At 71.4% G+C, this 14385-nt stretch carries 16 protein-coding genes and 1 pseudogene; 7 read left to right on the top strand and 10 right to left on the bottom strand.

Annotated features, from left to right (window positions below; translation table 11 throughout):
* Both ACFFNX_RS24370 and ACFFNX_RS24365 read left to right on the top strand, forming a co-directional pair.
* Positions 1 to 651, top strand: a 651-nt coding sequence (locus ACFFNX_RS24370; protein ID WP_378206590.1) for a cysteine desulfurase family protein, incomplete at its 5' end; no start/stop codon positions are given.
* An 87-nt stretch (positions 652 to 738) separates the two neighbouring features.
* Entirely contained in the window at positions 739 to 1038 is a 300-nt protein-coding gene (locus ACFFNX_RS24365; RefSeq protein ID WP_378206587.1) for a sulfurtransferase TusA family protein, read from the top strand.
* Between the two features lie 58 nt (positions 1039 to 1096).
* Here the strand turns inward: ACFFNX_RS24365 and ACFFNX_RS24360 are convergent, their stop codons facing one another.
* On the bottom strand, positions 1097 to 2068 hold the full coding sequence (locus ACFFNX_RS24360) for a carbohydrate kinase family protein (RefSeq protein ID WP_378206585.1): 972 nt from the start codon (positions 2066 to 2068) through the stop codon (positions 1097 to 1099).
* A 174-nt stretch (positions 2069 to 2242) separates the two neighbouring features.
* The gene (locus ACFFNX_RS24355) at positions 2243 to 2596 is read right to left on the bottom strand and encodes a HesB/IscA family protein (RefSeq protein ID WP_378206582.1); all 354 of its coding nucleotides are present in this window, start codon (positions 2594 to 2596) and stop codon (positions 2243 to 2245) included.
* 214 nt (positions 2597 to 2810) lie between these two features.
* Between ACFFNX_RS24355 and nadA the strand changes: the two genes are divergently transcribed.
* Positions 2811 to 3956: a quinolinate synthase NadA gene (gene nadA, locus ACFFNX_RS24350; protein WP_378206579.1), complete on the top strand. Its 1146-nt coding sequence runs from the start codon at positions 2811 to 2813 to the stop codon at positions 3954 to 3956.
* Positions 3957 to 3960: 4 nt separating this feature from the next.
* Here the strand turns inward: nadA and ACFFNX_RS24345 are convergent, their stop codons facing one another.
* The 5 genes from ACFFNX_RS24345 to ACFFNX_RS24325 all read right to left on the bottom strand — a co-directional run bounded on the left by ACFFNX_RS24345 (position 3961) and on the right by ACFFNX_RS24325 (position 7469).
* A complete protein-coding gene (locus ACFFNX_RS24345) occupies positions 3961 to 4725 on the bottom strand; it encodes a TioE family transcriptional regulator (RefSeq protein ID WP_378206576.1) in 765 nt (254 codons plus the stop codon).
* 95 nt (positions 4726 to 4820) lie between these two features.
* Positions 4821 to 5390, bottom strand: coding sequence for a PspA-associated protein PspAB (gene pspAB, locus ACFFNX_RS24340; RefSeq protein WP_378206573.1), 570 nt, complete (start codon positions 5388 to 5390; stop codon positions 4821 to 4823).
* A gap of 1 nt (position 5391) precedes the next feature.
* Entirely contained in the window at positions 5392 to 6318 is a 927-nt protein-coding gene (htpX, locus tag ACFFNX_RS24335) for a zinc metalloprotease HtpX (protein WP_378206570.1), read from the bottom strand.
* Between the two features lie 72 nt (positions 6319 to 6390).
* Complete coding sequence (gene pspAA, locus ACFFNX_RS24330; protein ID WP_378206567.1) at positions 6391 to 6669, bottom strand: PspA-associated protein PspAA; 279 nt, start codon at positions 6667 to 6669, stop codon at positions 6391 to 6393.
* Positions 6666 to 7469, bottom strand: coding sequence for a PspA/IM30 family protein (locus tag ACFFNX_RS24325; protein ID WP_378206564.1), 804 nt, complete (start codon positions 7467 to 7469; stop codon positions 6666 to 6668). The genes pspAA and ACFFNX_RS24325 overlap by 4 nt, the downstream gene beginning before the upstream one ends.
* A gap of 124 nt (positions 7470 to 7593) precedes the next feature.
* Between ACFFNX_RS24325 and ACFFNX_RS24320 the strand changes: the two genes are divergently transcribed.
* Both ACFFNX_RS24320 and ACFFNX_RS24315 read left to right on the top strand, forming a co-directional pair.
* Positions 7594 to 8199 (top strand): DUF3043 domain-containing protein, encoded by a 606-nt coding sequence (locus ACFFNX_RS24320; RefSeq protein WP_378206561.1) that lies wholly within the window; start codon positions 7594 to 7596, stop codon positions 8197 to 8199.
* A 54-nt stretch (positions 8200 to 8253) separates the two neighbouring features.
* Positions 8254 to 9255: an aldo/keto reductase family protein gene (locus tag ACFFNX_RS24315; protein WP_378206558.1), complete on the top strand. Its 1002-nt coding sequence runs from the start codon at positions 8254 to 8256 to the stop codon at positions 9253 to 9255.
* Positions 9256 to 9279: 24 nt separating this feature from the next.
* On the opposite strand, the gene ACFFNX_RS24310 is transcribed toward ACFFNX_RS24315, so the two are convergent.
* The 3 genes from ACFFNX_RS24310 to ACFFNX_RS24300 form a co-directional block, all read right to left on the bottom strand.
* The gene (locus ACFFNX_RS24310) at positions 9280 to 10368 is read right to left on the bottom strand and encodes an MASE1 domain-containing protein (protein WP_378206555.1); all 1089 of its coding nucleotides are present in this window, start codon (positions 10366 to 10368) and stop codon (positions 9280 to 9282) included.
* A 122-nt stretch (positions 10369 to 10490) separates the two neighbouring features.
* Positions 10491 to 10703 carry a hypothetical protein gene (locus ACFFNX_RS24305; RefSeq protein ID WP_378206553.1) on the bottom strand — a complete coding sequence of 71 codons (213 nt, stop codon included), beginning with the start codon at positions 10701 to 10703 and terminating at the stop codon, positions 10491 to 10493.
* A 32-nt stretch (positions 10704 to 10735) separates the two neighbouring features.
* The gene (locus tag ACFFNX_RS24300; protein WP_378206550.1) at positions 10736 to 11572 is read right to left on the bottom strand and encodes a DsbA family protein; all 837 of its coding nucleotides are present in this window, start codon (positions 11570 to 11572) and stop codon (positions 10736 to 10738) included.
* 280 nt (positions 11573 to 11852) lie between these two features.
* On the opposite strand from ACFFNX_RS24300, the gene ACFFNX_RS24295 reads away from it, so the two are divergent.
* Together ACFFNX_RS24295 and ACFFNX_RS24290 are read left to right on the top strand one after the other, a co-directional pair.
* Positions 11853 to 12500: an SCO2322 family protein gene (locus ACFFNX_RS24295; RefSeq protein ID WP_378206547.1), complete on the top strand. Its 648-nt coding sequence runs from the start codon at positions 11853 to 11855 to the stop codon at positions 12498 to 12500.
* A 1330-nt stretch (positions 12501 to 13830) separates the two neighbouring features.
* A pseudogene (locus tag ACFFNX_RS24290) lies at positions 13831 to 14385 on the top strand (energy-coupling factor transporter transmembrane protein EcfT); the annotation flags it as partial.

Below are 14385 nucleotides of genomic sequence, written 5' to 3'. Positions count from 1 at the left end.
GAGGCGTGCCGCGCGGCCCGGGTGCCGCTGCTGGTCGACGCGGCCCAGTCGGCCGGCCGGGCACCGATCCCGGGCGGCTGGTCGCTGCTGACGGCCTCGGCGCACAAGTGGGGCGGCCCGCCGGGCGTGGGGGTTCTGGTCGTCCGCAAGAACACCCGCTGGAGATCGCCACTGCCCGAGGACGAGCGGGAGAGCCGCCGCGTCCCGGGATTTGAGAACGTTCCAGGGATCGTGGCAGCGGCGGCGGCTCTGGAGGCGTACGGTGCGGAGATGGAACGGGACGGCCCCCGCCTCTCGGCGCTGGTCGACCTGATCCGCGAGCGCGCGCCCCGGCTGGTCGACGACGTCGAGGTCATCGGTCATCCGGTCGAGCGCCTCCCCCACCTGGTCACATTCTCGTGCCTGTACGTGGAGGGCGAGGCGCTGCTGACCGAGCTCGACCGGCTGGGGTTCGAGGTTTCGTCCGGTAGTTCCTGCACGGCGGATACTCTCCGGCCGAGCCATGTTCTGGAGGCGATGGGAGTGATTACTCATGGAAATGTCCGGGTATCGCTCTCCCGCGGGACGAGAGCGGCCGATGTCGACCGTTTTCTCGCGGTCCTTCCGGGGGCCGTGCACAGGCTCCGCCAGACGAGCGGGGTGACGGGTTGACCGGACGACTGAGCGAGCGGATCAAAGAACACGAACGCCTGGTCACTCCTCCGGCGAAGGAGGACTCGTGAGCGAGGAGATCGGCATATGGCCCTGAAGCGCCGCCGCGCCGTCCGGGAGACGCCACCCCCGGAGGCACCCCCGGTGAACACCGGCCCGCGGGCGCTGGTCACCATCGACGCGCTGGGCCGCAAGTGCCCCATCCCGATCATCATGCTCGCCGAGCGCATCGGCGAGGTGCCGGTCGGCGAGATCATCGCGGTGAAGGCCGACGACGTGGCGGCCCGCACGGACGTCCCGGCGTGGTGCCGGATGAAGTCGCAGGACTTCGTCTGGGAGGAGACCCTCCCCCGCGGCTGGGCCTTCCACGTGCGCCGCACCTACTGACGCGACCGCGGGGGGCGACCCGGCTGGGGCCGCCCCGGCGTACGCGGCGCGGGCGCGGTCAGCTCAGGACGCGTCCGGCGATCTCGTCCGCGGCCTCGCGGCCGTACGCGTCGGCGAAGCGGTCGACGAACTGCTGGCGGTGCAGGGTGTACTCCTGCGGCCCGGCGACCTCCAGCGCGTGCGCGGCGAGCAGGTTGCCCATCTGCGCGGCGCGTTCGAGGGACAGTTCCCAGGAGAGCGCGGTGAGGAAGCCGGCGCGGAAGGCGTCGCCCACACCGGTCGGCTCGACCTTGCGGACCTCCGGGGCGGCGTCCACGTGCAGGGAGGGCTCGCCGATGCGGTCGATCCGCACGCCCTTGGGGCCGAGGGTGGTCACCCGCACGCCGACGCGCTCCAGCACCTCCTCGTCCGACCAGCCGGTCTTCTGCTCGCAGAGCGACTTCTCGTACTCGTTGGTGAACAGGTACGCGGCGCCGTCGATCAGCTCCTGCACGTCGTTCATGCGGGCCAGCTGCTGAGACGGGTCGGCGGCGAACGGGATGCCGCGGGTGCGGCACTCCTCGGTGTGCCGGAGCATGCCCTCGGGATCGTCGGCGCCGATGAGGACCAGGTCCAGGCCTCCGACGCGGTCGACGACGGGCTGCAGCTCGATCTCGCGGGCCTCGCTCATCGCGCCCGCGTAGAACGAGGCGATCTGGTTGTGGTCCTCGTCGGTGGTGCACAGGAACCGCGCCGTGTGGTGGAGCTGGGAGACGTACACCGAGGAGGTGTCGACGCCGTGCCGGTCGAGCCAGGAGCGGTAGTCGGCGAAGTCGTCACCGACGGCGCCGACGAGGATCGGGTTCTGGCCGAGACACCCCATCCCGTAGCAGATGTTGGCGGCGACGCCTCCCCGCCGGATGTCCAGCGCGTCCACCAGGAAGGACAGGGACACCGTGTGCAGCTGATCGGGGATCAACTGGTCGGCGAACCGTCCTGGGAACGTCATCAGATGGTCGGTGGCGATGGATCCGGCAACAGCGATGCGCACGACGTCGAACTCCTCGGTCGATCGGCGACCCCGTCATTGGCGCGAGGTCGTCTCGAAGCCTGTGGTCAAAACCCGGCAAGAGTACTGCCTCTCAGCGGCCTGACATGCCGAATGCCCGCGTCCCCGGGCGATCCCGGGGAACACGGGCACATGATCCGGCGAAGCGACGAACGCTTAGTGGAACGAGTCGCCGCAGGCGCAGGAACCGCCGGCGTTGGGGTTGTCGATCGTGAAGCCCTGCTTCTCGATCGTGTCGACGAAGTCGATCTTCGCGCCCGAGAGGTACGGAACGCTCATCCGGTCGACACGGACGCTCAGCCCGTTGAAGTCCTGGACCAGGTCGCCGTCCACCTCACGGTCGTCGAAGTAGAGCTGGTAGATCAGGCCCGAGCAGCCGCCGGGCTGGACCTGCACACGCAGCGCGAGGCCTTCCTCGCCCTGCTGCTCAAGCAGGCTCTTGGCCTTCTCCGCCGCGGCGTCGCTGAGGATGACGCCATTCTGCGTGGAGGTGTCGGCTGAAACCGTCATGTGCGAACTCCCGGTTGGCTCGGCCGTCCCGTGACGACCGTCGCTGTTGGCTTTCCCTCCTCCACAACGTACCCGCTGCCCCCGGCCATTCCCCAAGTCCACCACTGTGTTCCTGGCCGCATATCGCTACAGACGGGGCCTGAGTCGCCCATACCACCCAATCGTGCAGTATCGTCAAACCGACGATAAGTCGTGTTGGAGGAGGTACCCCCAAGTGACCACCGGCAGCAGCCTGCTGATTCTCGGACAGGGGGCGGACCCGGCCAGCGAACGCGGGGTCTCCTGCCCCGGTGAGCTCCCGCCCGCTTCGGACCCGGCCCTGGTGGAGCGCGCCCGCGCCGCCAAGGCGGCCCTCGGCGACCGGCTCTTCGTGCTGGGCCACCACTACCAGCGGGACGAGGTCATCCAGTTCGCCGACGTGACCGGCGACTCGTTCAAGCTCGCCCAGGAGGCCGCGGCGCGGCCCCAGGCCCCCTACATCGTCTTCTGCGGCGTCCACTTCATGGCCGAGTCGGCCGACATCCTCACCTCGGCCGACCAGCAGGTGGTCCTGCCCGACCTGGCCGCCGGCTGCTCGATGGCCGACATGGCGACCTACGACCAGGTCGAGGAGTGCTGGGAGGTCCTGGAGGACGCCGGGATCGCCGACGACGTGGTGCCGATCACGTACATGAACTCCTCCGCCGACATCAAGGCCTTCGTCGGCCGGCACGGGGGCGTGGTGTGCACGTCCTCCAACGCCCGGCGGGCGCTGGAGTGGGCCTTCGCCAGGGGCTCGAAGGTGCTGTTCCTGCCCGACCAGCACCTCGGCCGCAACACGGCCGTCCTGGAGATGGACCTGTCACTGGACGACTGCGTCGTCTACAGCCCGAACCGGCCGGACGGCGGCCTGTCGACCACCGAGCTGCGCGACGCGACGATGATCCTCTGGCGGGGGCACTGCTCGGTGCACGGCCGGTTCAGCCTCGGCTCGGTGGACGAGGTGCGCGCCCGCATTCCCGGCGTCAACGTGCTGGTCCACCCCGAATGCCGCCACGAGGTCGTCCAGGCCGCCGACCTGATCGGCTCGACGGAGTACATCATCCGCACCATCGAGGAGGCCCCGGCCGGTACGGCCTGGGCGGTCGGCACCGAGCTGAACCTCGTCAAGCGCCTGGCCGGCCGCCACCCGGACAAGACCGTCGTGTTCCTGGACCGGACCGTCTGCTTCTGCTCGACCATGAACCGCATCGACCTGCCGCACCTGGTCTGGTCGCTGGAGTCGCTGGCGCGCGGGGAGGTCGTCAACCAGATCACGGTGGAGGCCGAGACCGCGCACTACGCCCGAGCCGCCCTCGACCGGATGCTCGCACTCCCCTGACCGGCTACGACGCGGCCGGCTCACGCTGGCGCAGATAGGTGTCGAGCTCGGCCGCGCCCGCCAGCAGGGCGCGGCCGCGCGCGTCGAGCCGGCCGTGCCATTCGTCCAGGGTCGCCCGCAGGGGTTCCACACCGCCGGCCTCGCGGACGCGGTCCAGGAGCGGAGCGATCTGCCGCAGCAGGTAGCCGCCCCGCCGTAGCTGGTGGGCCAGCCGGGCGTCCCGTACGTCCGCGTCGGTGTAGACGCGGTAGCCGGTCCTCGGGTCGCGCCGCGGGCGGACCAGGCCGGCGCGTTCCCACTTGCGGAGCGTCGCCGGCCGGAGCCCGAGCCGCCGCGCCAGCGGCCCCACGGACGTCTCGCCGCCTCCCGTACGGTCACGGTGGAGGACCGTCTCGGCGCCCGCACGGCCGCCGTACATCCCGCCGGGCGGCTCCGGGGCGGCCGTCAGATCCCGGAGGGCCGCCTCGACCGCCGACAGCGTCCGCCGGTCCTCCAGTAGCCGGACGTGGCTCTCGTCGACCAGCGTGAGCGCGTCCGCCGCCCGTCCCTCGTTGACGGCCGCCATGATCGCCGTGGCGGTCTGGTGGCCGTGACCCGGCACGAGGGCGGTGAAGGCGCGCAGGGCCTGGGCGTGCAGGGGCGTGTAGATCCGGTAACCGGTGGGCGTGCGCTCCGCCGTGGGGAGGATGCCCGCCTCCTCGTAGTTCCGTACGGCCTGCGGGGACAGGCCGTGCTCCCGCGCCAGATCGACGGGCCGCAGGCGCTTCATGCTGCATCCCCCGGTTGAGGCTTCACCGCTCGTCTTCCCGCCACAGTCGGCCGAAGCCTACAGCGAGGGTTAACGACGCCGTTGAGGCGGTCTGCTCACAGACCGGGGGCGCCCCAGACCGGGAACCAGCGGCTCAGGTCGTCCTCCACCGGCAGGTCGGCGCCGACCGCGCCGCGGACCTGGAGCTCCAGGGCGTTGTCGCGCCGCTCCCCCGACGTCGGCGCGAACGGGTAGAACGTGCCCCGCTTGTAGAGGTAGACCAGGCCCGTGCGGCGGCCGTCCGGGGTCGCGAAGGCCACGACCGAGCACAGCAGCTGCGGGCCGAACCCGCCGGACTCCAGGGAGGAGTTGACGGCGTGGATGTCGGTGACGAGCCCCACGAGGTCGGTGGGGTCGTGCCGGCTCACGAGCCAGGTGTAGCCGTACGAGTCGGTGCTCAGCTCGACCTTGGGCCCCTCGGCGGAGTCGAGCAGCTCGCGCACGTCCTTCTCGATCTGGGCGAACGCCGCGCCCTCGGCGGCGCGGAAGCAGACCGAGCCGACCCCGGTGGGCGTGAGCCCGGCCGCGGCCTCCAGCGTGATCGCGGCCGTGGGCAGCGCGAACAGCCGGTCGAGGTCGGGCTTCTTCGGCTTGGAGCGCCCGAGCAGGGTGTCGAGGAAACCCACGTCACACGCCCCGGCCGAGCTGGGTCGAGATCTTCGCGAGCTGCTCGAGGCGCTTTTCGAGCGACGGGTGCGTGGAGAAGAGCGAGGAGATGCTGAACCCCTTCGAGAACGCCGGTGCGAAGTAGAAGGCGTTGAACGGCTCGGCCGCGCGCAGATCCTTCGTCGGGATGCGGGCCATGTCGCCGGTCACCTTCGTCAGCGCGCTGGCCAGCGCCGACGGGCGGCCCGTCAGCTCCGCCGCCGACCGGTCGGCGGACAGCTCGCGGTAGCGCGACAGCGCCCGGGTGAGCAGGAAACTGATCGCGTAGACGGCCGCGCTGACCCCGATGACGACCAGGAGCACCATCGCGGTGCTCTGGTCGTTGCTGTTGCGGTTGCGGTCGTTGAAGCCGCCCCACAGGCCCCACTGGAGGCCGAACCGCGTGAGCAGGCCGGCCAGGATGCCCAGGAACGACGCGATCGTCATCACGGCGACGTCACGGTGGGCGACGTGGGCGAGCTCGTGCGCGAGCACCCCCTCCAGCTCGGTGGTCTCGAGCCGGCGGAGCAGCCCCGTCGTGACGCAGACGACCGCGTTGTCCTGGTTGCGCCCGGTGGCGAAGGCGTTCGGCACGTCCGTGTCGGCCACCGCCACCCGCGGCTTCGGCATGTCGGACATCGCGCAGATGCGGTCGATGACCCCGTGCAGCTCCGGCGCCTCCTGTTCGGAGACCACCCGCCCGTGCATGGCGAACAGGGCGAGCTTGTCCGAGAAGAAGTACTGGACCAGCAGGAAACCCACCGCGATGACCAGGACCAGCACCCACAGGCGGGGGACGAACACGATGAAGAATCCGACGAAGGCGACGTAAAGCAGCCCCAGCAGGAACATCGTCACCAGCATGCGCGCCGTGAGTCCCCGGTCCGGTTCGAAACGAGAACGCGCCATCGTGCTCCTCCCACCTACCCCCGACCTGCATTCATCTCGTACTAACGCCGGAGCGGCGCAATAGGTGCCAGGTCAGTCGGGGATGAGTCCCTCATCACCCAGCATCGCCCGGACCTCGTCCATCGTGGCGTCGGCCGGCGGCAGGATCAGGCCCGACGGGGCGATCTCCTCGGCCGGCAGCGTCTTGCCCACCGTGCGGACCTGTTCCAGCAGGGCGTGCAGCGCCCCGCGGAACTTCTCCTCGTCGCCCGACTCGATCGCCGCCTCTAGCTCGCCGTCGAGCGTGTTGAGAGCGGTCAGGTCGCCGTCGGCGACGTCGACCTGCCCCTCGCCCATGATCCGGACGATCACTGGCCCTCCCGCGGCTGCTGCGGCGCCTGGTGCGGCTGAGCCTGCGGAGCCTGCTGCCCCTGCTGCTGTCCCTGGGCGGCGTCGAGCTGCTTGGGCGCGGGCGCCATGCCCAGCTCGGCCTTCATCTGCTCCAGCTCGAGGTCGACGCCCGGGCCCGAGCCCATGCGGTCGAGCTCGGCCTGGATGTCGTCGCGCGGACCGGAGTAGTCCTCCAGGGCGCCCGAGGCGAGCAGCTCGTCGATGGCGCCGGCGCGCGCCTTCATGTTCTCGGTCTTCTCCTCGGCGCGCTGGATCGCGAGGCCGACGTCGCCCATCTCCTCGGAGATGCCGGAGAACGCCTCGTTGATCTTGGTCTGCGCCTCGGCCGCCGTGTAAGTGGCCTTGATGGTCTCCTTGCGCGTGCGGAAGGAGTCGACCTTGGCCTGCAGCCGCTGGGAGGCGAGCGTGAGCTTCTCCTCCTCGCCCTGGAGCTGCTGGTACTGGGCCCGCAGGTCGCCCAGCTGGCTGTCCAGGCCGCCTCGGCGGGTCAGCGCCTCGCGTGCGAGGTCCTCACGGCCCACCTGGAGGGCCTTGCGGCCCTGGTCGGTGAGCTTGGCCTGCTGCTGCTCCAGCTGGTTGATCTGCAGTTCGAGCCGCTTGCGGGAGGTGGCCACGTCGGCCACGCCGCGGCGTACCTTCTGGAGCATCTCAAGCTGGCGCTGGTACGAATAGTCAAGGGTCTCGCGAGGATCTTCCATTTTGTCCAGCGCCTTGTTGGCCTTGGACTTGAAGATCATCGACATTCGTTTCATCACGCTCATCGCGCGTGGCCGGTCCCTTCGTGCTGGTGCCTCTGCAAACGCTGCTGGGGTTAGCCACCACCCTACGCGTTAACGACCAAGACAGTCATTATGTTCGCGTCCCGGCGCCGGTAGGCTGATCTGCGTGTTCCGACGCCGTACCGAGACCGCCACCGAAGAGCCGCCCCAGGCCCCCGAGGCCGACAAGACCACCAAGACGGTGGGCAAGGGCCGGCCCACCCCCAAACGCCGCGATGCCGAAAAACGCAACCGCCAGCCGATAACGGCTCCGCGGACCCGCCGGGAGGCCCTTCGCCGCGAGCGCGACCAACGCACGCGTCGCCCCGGCGACGCCAAGCAGATCCGTGCGGGCATCGCCCGCGGAGACGAGCGTTATCTCCCCCGACGCGACAAAGGCCCGGTACGGAAGCTCGCCCGCGATTACGTCGACTCCCGGCGCACATTCGGCGAGTTCTTCATGTACCTCACGATCCTCATCGTCGTGCTGTCGATGGTGGCGCCGCTGGCCGTACGCATCTACCTGCAGACCTTCGGGCTGCCGGTGATCCTCGCCGTGATCATCGTCGAGTCCGTCCTCATCTCGAGCCGGGTGAAGAGGCTCGCGCGCGAGCGCTTCCCCGACGAGAGCACCCAGGGCGTCGGCATCTACGCGGTCACGCGGGCGATGCAGATCCGCCGGCTGCGGATGCCGCAGGCGCGTCTCAAGCCGGGGCAGAAGGCCGAGGTCTGAGCCTTCCCGGTCCCGGCGGGTGGCCTGCGGACGGCCGGGTTAGTGTTCCAGAACATGGAGTTTCGTCATCTCGGCCGCAGCGGCCTCAAGGTCAGTGAGCTCGCCTACGGAAACTGGATCACCCACGGTTCGCAGATCGAGGAGGAGGCCGCCGCCGCGTGCGTGGACGCCGCCCTCGATGAGGGGATCACGACGTTCGACACCGCCGACGTCTACGCCGGCACGCGGGCCGAAGAGGTGCTCGGCCGCGCGCTCAAGGGACAGCGCCGCGAGTCGCTGGAGATCTTCACCAAGGTGTTCTGGCCCACCGGTCCCGGCCAGAACGACCGCGGCCTGTCACGCAAGCACGTCTTCGAGTCGGTCCACGGCTCCCTGCGCCGTCTGGGGACCGACTACATCGACCTCTACCAGGCGCACCGGTTCGACCACGAGACGCCGCTCGAGGAGACCCTGCGGGTCTTCGACGACCTCGTACGCCAGGGCAAGGTCCTCTACATCGGAGTGTCGGAGTGGCGCGCCGAGGAGATCTCCCGGGCGCTGAAGATCGCCGACGAGATGGGCCTGGACCGGATCGTGTCCAACCAGCCGCAGTACAGCATGCTGTGGCGCGTCATCGAGTCCGAGGTCGTGCCTCTGTCCGAACGCGAGGGGATCGGGCAGGTCGTCTTCTCCCCGCTCGCCCAGGGCGTGCTGACCGGCAAGTACGTGCCCGGCCAGGCACCGCCCGCGGGCTCACGCGCGACCGACCCGGAGGGCGGCGCGTCCGTGATCAAGCGCGTCCTGCGCGACGAGGTCCTGACCCGGGTGCAGCAGCTGCGGCCGGTCGCCGAGGAGGCGGGCCTGTCGATGGCCCAGCTCGCGCTGGCCTGGGTGCTGCAGAATCCCAACGTCTCCTCCGCCATCATCGGCGCGACCCGGCCCGAGCAGGTGCGCGACAACGTGCGCGCGGCCGGCGTACGGCTGGCCCCGGAGCTGCTCGGGCGCATCGACGAGATCCTGGAGCCGGTCATCGAGCGCGACCCGGCCAAGACGATCAGCCCGCCGCGCCGCCCGTGACCCGGGCCGCCGGCGTGGCCTCGGTCACGCCGGCGGCCGGCGGTCCCGCTCCCCGGGCGGCCGCTGCGCGCGCACGAGGTCCAGGACCATGCCCTTGAGATTGCGCTGACCGTGTTCGAGGTCGTCGGTCATCCGGGTCAGGTCGGCGGCCACCCGGTCGATCTCCTGCCGGGCGTTGTCACGCTCGCTCACCATCGCGGCGAGCAGCAGCGCGGTCACCGCGGTGGCGCAGTTGAACGCCTGCAGGATGAACAGCCGGCCGAGCGGCCCATAGAACGTGAACGGCCCGTAGCCGTTCGCCGCCGCGACGGTCGCCGCCATCGCGACGATCACCACGCAGGGCGCGGCGCCGGTGTGCCCGAAGCGCAGTGCGGCCCAGATCAGCGGCGGGAACATCAGGAACAGCAGGGCGTACGGGGCCGACGTCACGGCTGTCGCCACCCCGGCCGTGACGGCGAACACCATCGCCAGCTCGAGCCACCGGGCCGTACCGACGGCCCGCAGACGCGGCTTCCACAGGACCAGCAGGAACGGGACTCCCACGAGGACGCCCATCGCGTCGCCGATCCACCACGCCGACCAGCTCTGCCAGTACTCTCCGGGCGTCGTCGCGCCGCCCACCAGCAACGCCGTGCTGCCGACGGTCGCGCTGACCAGCATGCCGCCGAAGGCGGCGAGGAAGATCAGGGCCACCGCGTCGCGCAGCCGGTCCAGCTCCAGGTGGAACGCGCTCCGCCGCAGCAGCAGGTACGCGCAGAGCGGGGCGAGGGTGTTGCCCGCGGCGATCAGCGCGACGGCCGGCACGGAGGGCCCGAGCGGCAGGTTCACGGCGAAGGCGGCGAGGGCGATCCCCGGCGCCGTCCACGGGCCGAACAGCAGCAGGGCGACGACGGCGACGCCGATCGGCAGCCACAGCGAGAAGATGTGGCCGTGCGGCGCCGCCAGCTGGAGCCCCGCCTCGGCGGCCGCGGCGTACGCGGCGCCGGTGATGAGGACGCGCACGAACACCGCGAGGGCGAAGCGGCCCCCGCTGCGTCCTCGCGGGCCGGCGGGCGCGCCTTCCCCGAGACGGCGCCGGTCCCACCGGTACCTCCGCGAGAGCGGTGTGGACACAAAGTCACATTACGTGCATATCGGGCGGCACTGAACCCGTTCCAGCCCCTTGACCTGGGACGACGGCGACGCGCGGTCGCTTCCCTCGGCGGCCCGCCGCCGGGGTCAGCCCTCCGCCGGGGTCAGCCCTCCGGCGGGTGCAGGCTCATCGGGCCGTAGACGACGCGGCCGTCCTCCAGCAGGCTCACCTGGTCGACGCCGGACTCCACCAGGCTCCGCCAGTTCTCCCCGACCCACGACTCGGCGTCGGCCTGCGTGGTCCACGTCTCGTCACCGAGGTCGGGCGCGTCGATCGGTGACCCGTCCGCCTTCTCGTACCGCCAGCTCCAGGGCATGACTCTCCTGCCACCTCCGCGCATGGATTTCCTCATCCGGCCCCGACGACCGCCTTGCGCAGGCCTTCGGCGGACATCGTCTCATCAGTCGACAGGGCCACACCGTTCACCTTCACCGTCGGCGTGCCGACGATACCGCCGCGGGTGAGCGCGGCCTGGCTCACCTGCCGCACCTGGGCGGCGTACCGCTGGGTCCGCACGCAGGAGGCGAAGTCCGAGCCGGTCACCCCGGCCGCCGTTCCGTACGACACGAGGTCCGCGACGGCGAAGCCGGTGCTTCCCTCGGCCGGCTGGTGGGCGAACAACTGGTCCTGGAAGGCCAGCCAGCGGTCCCCGTCGGTGACGCAGCGCGCGGCCGTGGCGGCCCTCGTGGAGTTGCCCGCCAGAGGTTCCCCGCTGAAGAGCACGATGGGGTGGTAGACGACCTTGGCCCGGCCCTCGCCCGCCAGGTTCTTCAGCGTCGCGTCGTTGACCCGGTGGAACTCCTTGCAGGCCGGGCACTGGAAGTCCTCATAGACGTCCACCACCTTGCCCCCGGCTCCGCTCTTGACCATGGTCACGGTGCCGTCGCCCGCCGTCGTGACGGTCACGCCCGGCGGGAGCGCCACCGGCTTGCCGCCCCCGTCGTCGCGGCGCAGCAGGAACACCGTGACGGTCACGCACACCAGCAGGACGACGAACCCGGCGATGAGGCCGACGACCAGGCCGCGACGGCCGCGCCGTGCGGGCGGCGGGCCGTACCCGTACGGCGAAGGGCCGTACGGCGGGCCGGGTGGCGAACCGTACGGCGGGCCGTACGGCGGGCCGTACGGCATGTCGTCCCGCGGCTCGGGGCCCTCGGGGGGCGGGCCGCCAGGGGGTTGGCTCACGGATCGCCAGATTACCGGTGTGGGCCGTTTTGACGAGGTCTCGGCGGCCGTGGTCAACTCATCGGCAGCAGCACATGCGCCGACGTGGGGAAAGCCGGTCCGAATCCGGCGCTGACCCGCAACCGTGTGCCGTACGGGCCCCGCCCGCACGGCGAGCCGGACGCTCGCGCCGGCGCGAGCGGCTCCGAGAATCCGTCGTGGTCTGCGGGTGAGAGTCCGGGCGCGTGCGGCTCGTGGTGCGCCCGTCCCCTCCGGCACCACACCCATCCGAAAGGCGCCCATGCTCACGGCTCGTCTCCGCGTCCTCGCGGCACCGGGGTTCGTCCTGGCACTCGTGCTCGGCCTCGTCGGGGCGCTCGCCGCCCCCGCGTCGGCGGGCACCACCGCCTTCTGGGGCTACTGGCAGGCCGACGGCTCCAAATGGGCGTTCGCCCAGACCGGCCCGGCGTCCACCCACCCCAAGGACGGCGCCGTCGAGGGCTGGCGGTTCGCCAGGTCGAGCGGGGAGTCGGGCACACCGCCGCGCGGCGCCGCCGACTTCGGCGAGATCTGCGGCTCCACCCCGAAGCAGGCGGGCGCCAAGCGGGTCGCCGTCGTCATCGACTACGGCGAGTCCGCCGACGCGCCGGCCGGAGCCACCCCGCCCGCCGCCAAGACCTCGTGCGCGTCGGTGCCGAAGAACGCCACCGGCTCCGACGTCCTGACGAAGGTGGCGCGGCCACAAGCGGACAAGTCCGGCCTCATCTGCGCCATCGACGCCTTCGGCACGTGCGCCGCGGCCGCACCCTCCTCCTCGCCGAGCACGACGGCCGCGCCGGCCGGAAAGAAGAGCGCCGGCTCCACGGCGGTGTCGGTCATCATCGGCGCGCTCCTCGTCCTCGCCGCGGGCGGCAGCATGATGGCGGTACGTCGCCGCGCCCGACTTTGACCACTCCCCGCCCCGAAGGACGGGAGTCCCGGCTCTCGGGGTTTCCCGCTCTGCACCCGAGGGGACCCCAGGCGTCCGACGCCACCTCCACCGGCCGCCCCGGCAAGGCCCGCCATGATGGTCGTGGCAGTGCCGACGTCCCTGTCGTGCGGGGCGCGACGCCATGCCCGGGTGGAAACCTCGACGAGCAGCTGCCCACATGTCGAGCAGGCCATGGCACTGGACCGTCGGTCGATCACGATCAGCCGACGACCGTGTTCGGCCACCTTGTGCTCCCGCCGACGGCGGAACCCGCCCCGGCCACGGCCGGAGACGACTCCGGCGGGCCGCCGGACACAGACCACGCACCACACGGCCGGGCCTTCGATGACCTCACGGACCGACCGGGTCCCAGATCCGCGCTGCGACCAACCACGAAACCCACCCCCACCACAACCGAAGACAACTTCGGCAAACCACCGGACACCCACGCACCACACAGCCGAACCTTCGATGAGATCGCGGACCGACCGAGTCCCGGACACGTGCTGCGATCGGCGACGGAACCCGCCCCCACCACGGCCGAAGACAACTTCGGCAAGCCACCGGACACAAACCACGCACCACACAGCCGGGCCTTCGATGAGATCGCGGACCGACCGAGTCCCAGACTCACGCTGCGACCAGCCACGAAACCCACCCCCACCACAGCCGAAGACGACTCCGGCAAACCACCGGACACCCACGCACCACACAGCCGAACCTTCGATGACCTCACGGACCGACCGAGTCCCGGTCTCGTACGGGAGGTCCGCGTGCGAGTCGCGGTGCGCGCGGGGCGCCTTCGCCCTCGCCTCGGCCCCGCTGCCGGACCCGCATCGTGCACGGGCCGTGCGCCGCTGGTTCCGCTGCCGCCTGGCCGGGCGGCGAGCGCCGGCTCGCTTCTCGTCGCCAGGGGTGATCGCGAGGTCCTTGACGCCCGGGTCCGCACCGGACGTCGCGCCGGTGGGCCGGGCCTGTTCGGGGCCTTCCACGGCGTACCACCGTCCGCGCCGCTCCCGCGCGACCGTCGCCGGCCCGACCGAGGCGATTCTCTCCGGGTACAGGCGGCCCTTCCGCCTGCGCAACGCCGGCCGGGTGAAGGTCGCCGGCCGCCTGAATGCCAGGTCCGGGTCGCATCTCAGCCCGGTCGAACAGCGGTCGGTCTCGGCGTAAGAGGTCCGGAGCCCCGACACCGCCGCCTGCTCCGGGGCGGAAATCGCCATTGTGTGTTCGGGGCCACGCCGGGGTGGCCCATCCGACGTCCCGGACGAGCGACCGGGCCTGCTCCGGATGCCGCGGTGAGCCGACGGTGAGGGGATCTCGGCCGCTGCACCCCGGCGCCTGGTGGCTGTGGGCCCTCGGCCTGGCCGCCGCCGCCACGCGCACGACGAGCCCCCTGCTCCTGCTCCTGGTCATGGCCGCCACCGGACTGGTCGTGGCGGTCCGGCGCACCGGCGACTCCTGGGCGGGCTCGTACGCGGTCTTCTTCCGCCTCGGGGTGGTGGTCGTGATCGTGCGCGTCGTCTTCTGGGTGGTGTTCGCCGCGCCCGCGCCGGGCCCGGTCCTGTTCACGCTGCCGTCGGTGCGGCTCCCGGACTGGATGGCCGGCACCCGGATCGGCGGTCCGGTGACCACGGACGGCCTGCGGGCCGGGCTGCGGGATGGGCTGCGTCTCGCCGCCGTCCTCGTCTGCCTGGGCGCGGCGAGCGCCCTGGCGAGCCCGAGCCGGCTGCTGAAGTCCGTCCCCGGCGCCCTGTACGAGATGGGTGTCGCGGTCGTCGTCGCGATGACGTTCGCGCCGCAGGCGGTGACGCACGTCCGGCGCGTACGGGCGGCGCACCGGTTGCGCGGGCGCCCGGACCGC

This window comes from Actinoallomurus acaciae, from assembly GCF_042429965.1.
Lineage (GTDB): Bacteria > Actinomycetota > Actinomycetes > Streptosporangiales > Streptosporangiaceae > Actinoallomurus > Actinoallomurus acaciae.
The sequence above is the reverse complement of the archived record's forward strand: the minus strand, read 5'-3'. Positions and strand labels throughout refer to the sequence as shown.

Excerpts from the sequence above, each read along its gene's own strand:
- ACFFNX_RS24305 (WP_378206553.1), bottom strand. The coding sequence starts at position 10,703 with ATGCCCTGGAGCTGGCGGTACGAGAAGGCGGACGGGTCACCGATCGAC.
- htpX (WP_378206570.1), bottom strand. The coding sequence starts at position 6,318 with ATGGCGCGTTCTCGTTTCGAACCGGACCGGGGACTCACGGCGCGCATG.
- ACFFNX_RS24365 (WP_378206587.1), top strand. The coding sequence starts at position 739 with ATGGCCCTGAAGCGCCGCCGCGCCGTCCGGGAGACGCCACCCCCGGAG.
- ACFFNX_RS24315 (WP_378206558.1), top strand. The coding sequence starts at position 8,254 with ATGGAGTTTCGTCATCTCGGCCGCAGCGGCCTCAAGGTCAGTGAGCTC.
- ACFFNX_RS24345 (WP_378206576.1), bottom strand. The coding sequence starts at position 4,725 with ATGAAGCGCCTGCGGCCCGTCGATCTGGCGCGGGAGCACGGCCTGTCC.
- ACFFNX_RS24355 (WP_378206582.1), bottom strand. The coding sequence starts at position 2,596 with ATGACGGTTTCAGCCGACACCTCCACGCAGAATGGCGTCATCCTCAGC.
- ACFFNX_RS24295 (WP_378206547.1), top strand. The coding sequence starts at position 11,853 with ATGCTCACGGCTCGTCTCCGCGTCCTCGCGGCACCGGGGTTCGTCCTG.
- ACFFNX_RS24325 (WP_378206564.1), bottom strand. The coding sequence starts at position 7,469 with ATGAGCGTGATGAAACGAATGTCGATGATCTTCAAGTCCAAGGCCAAC.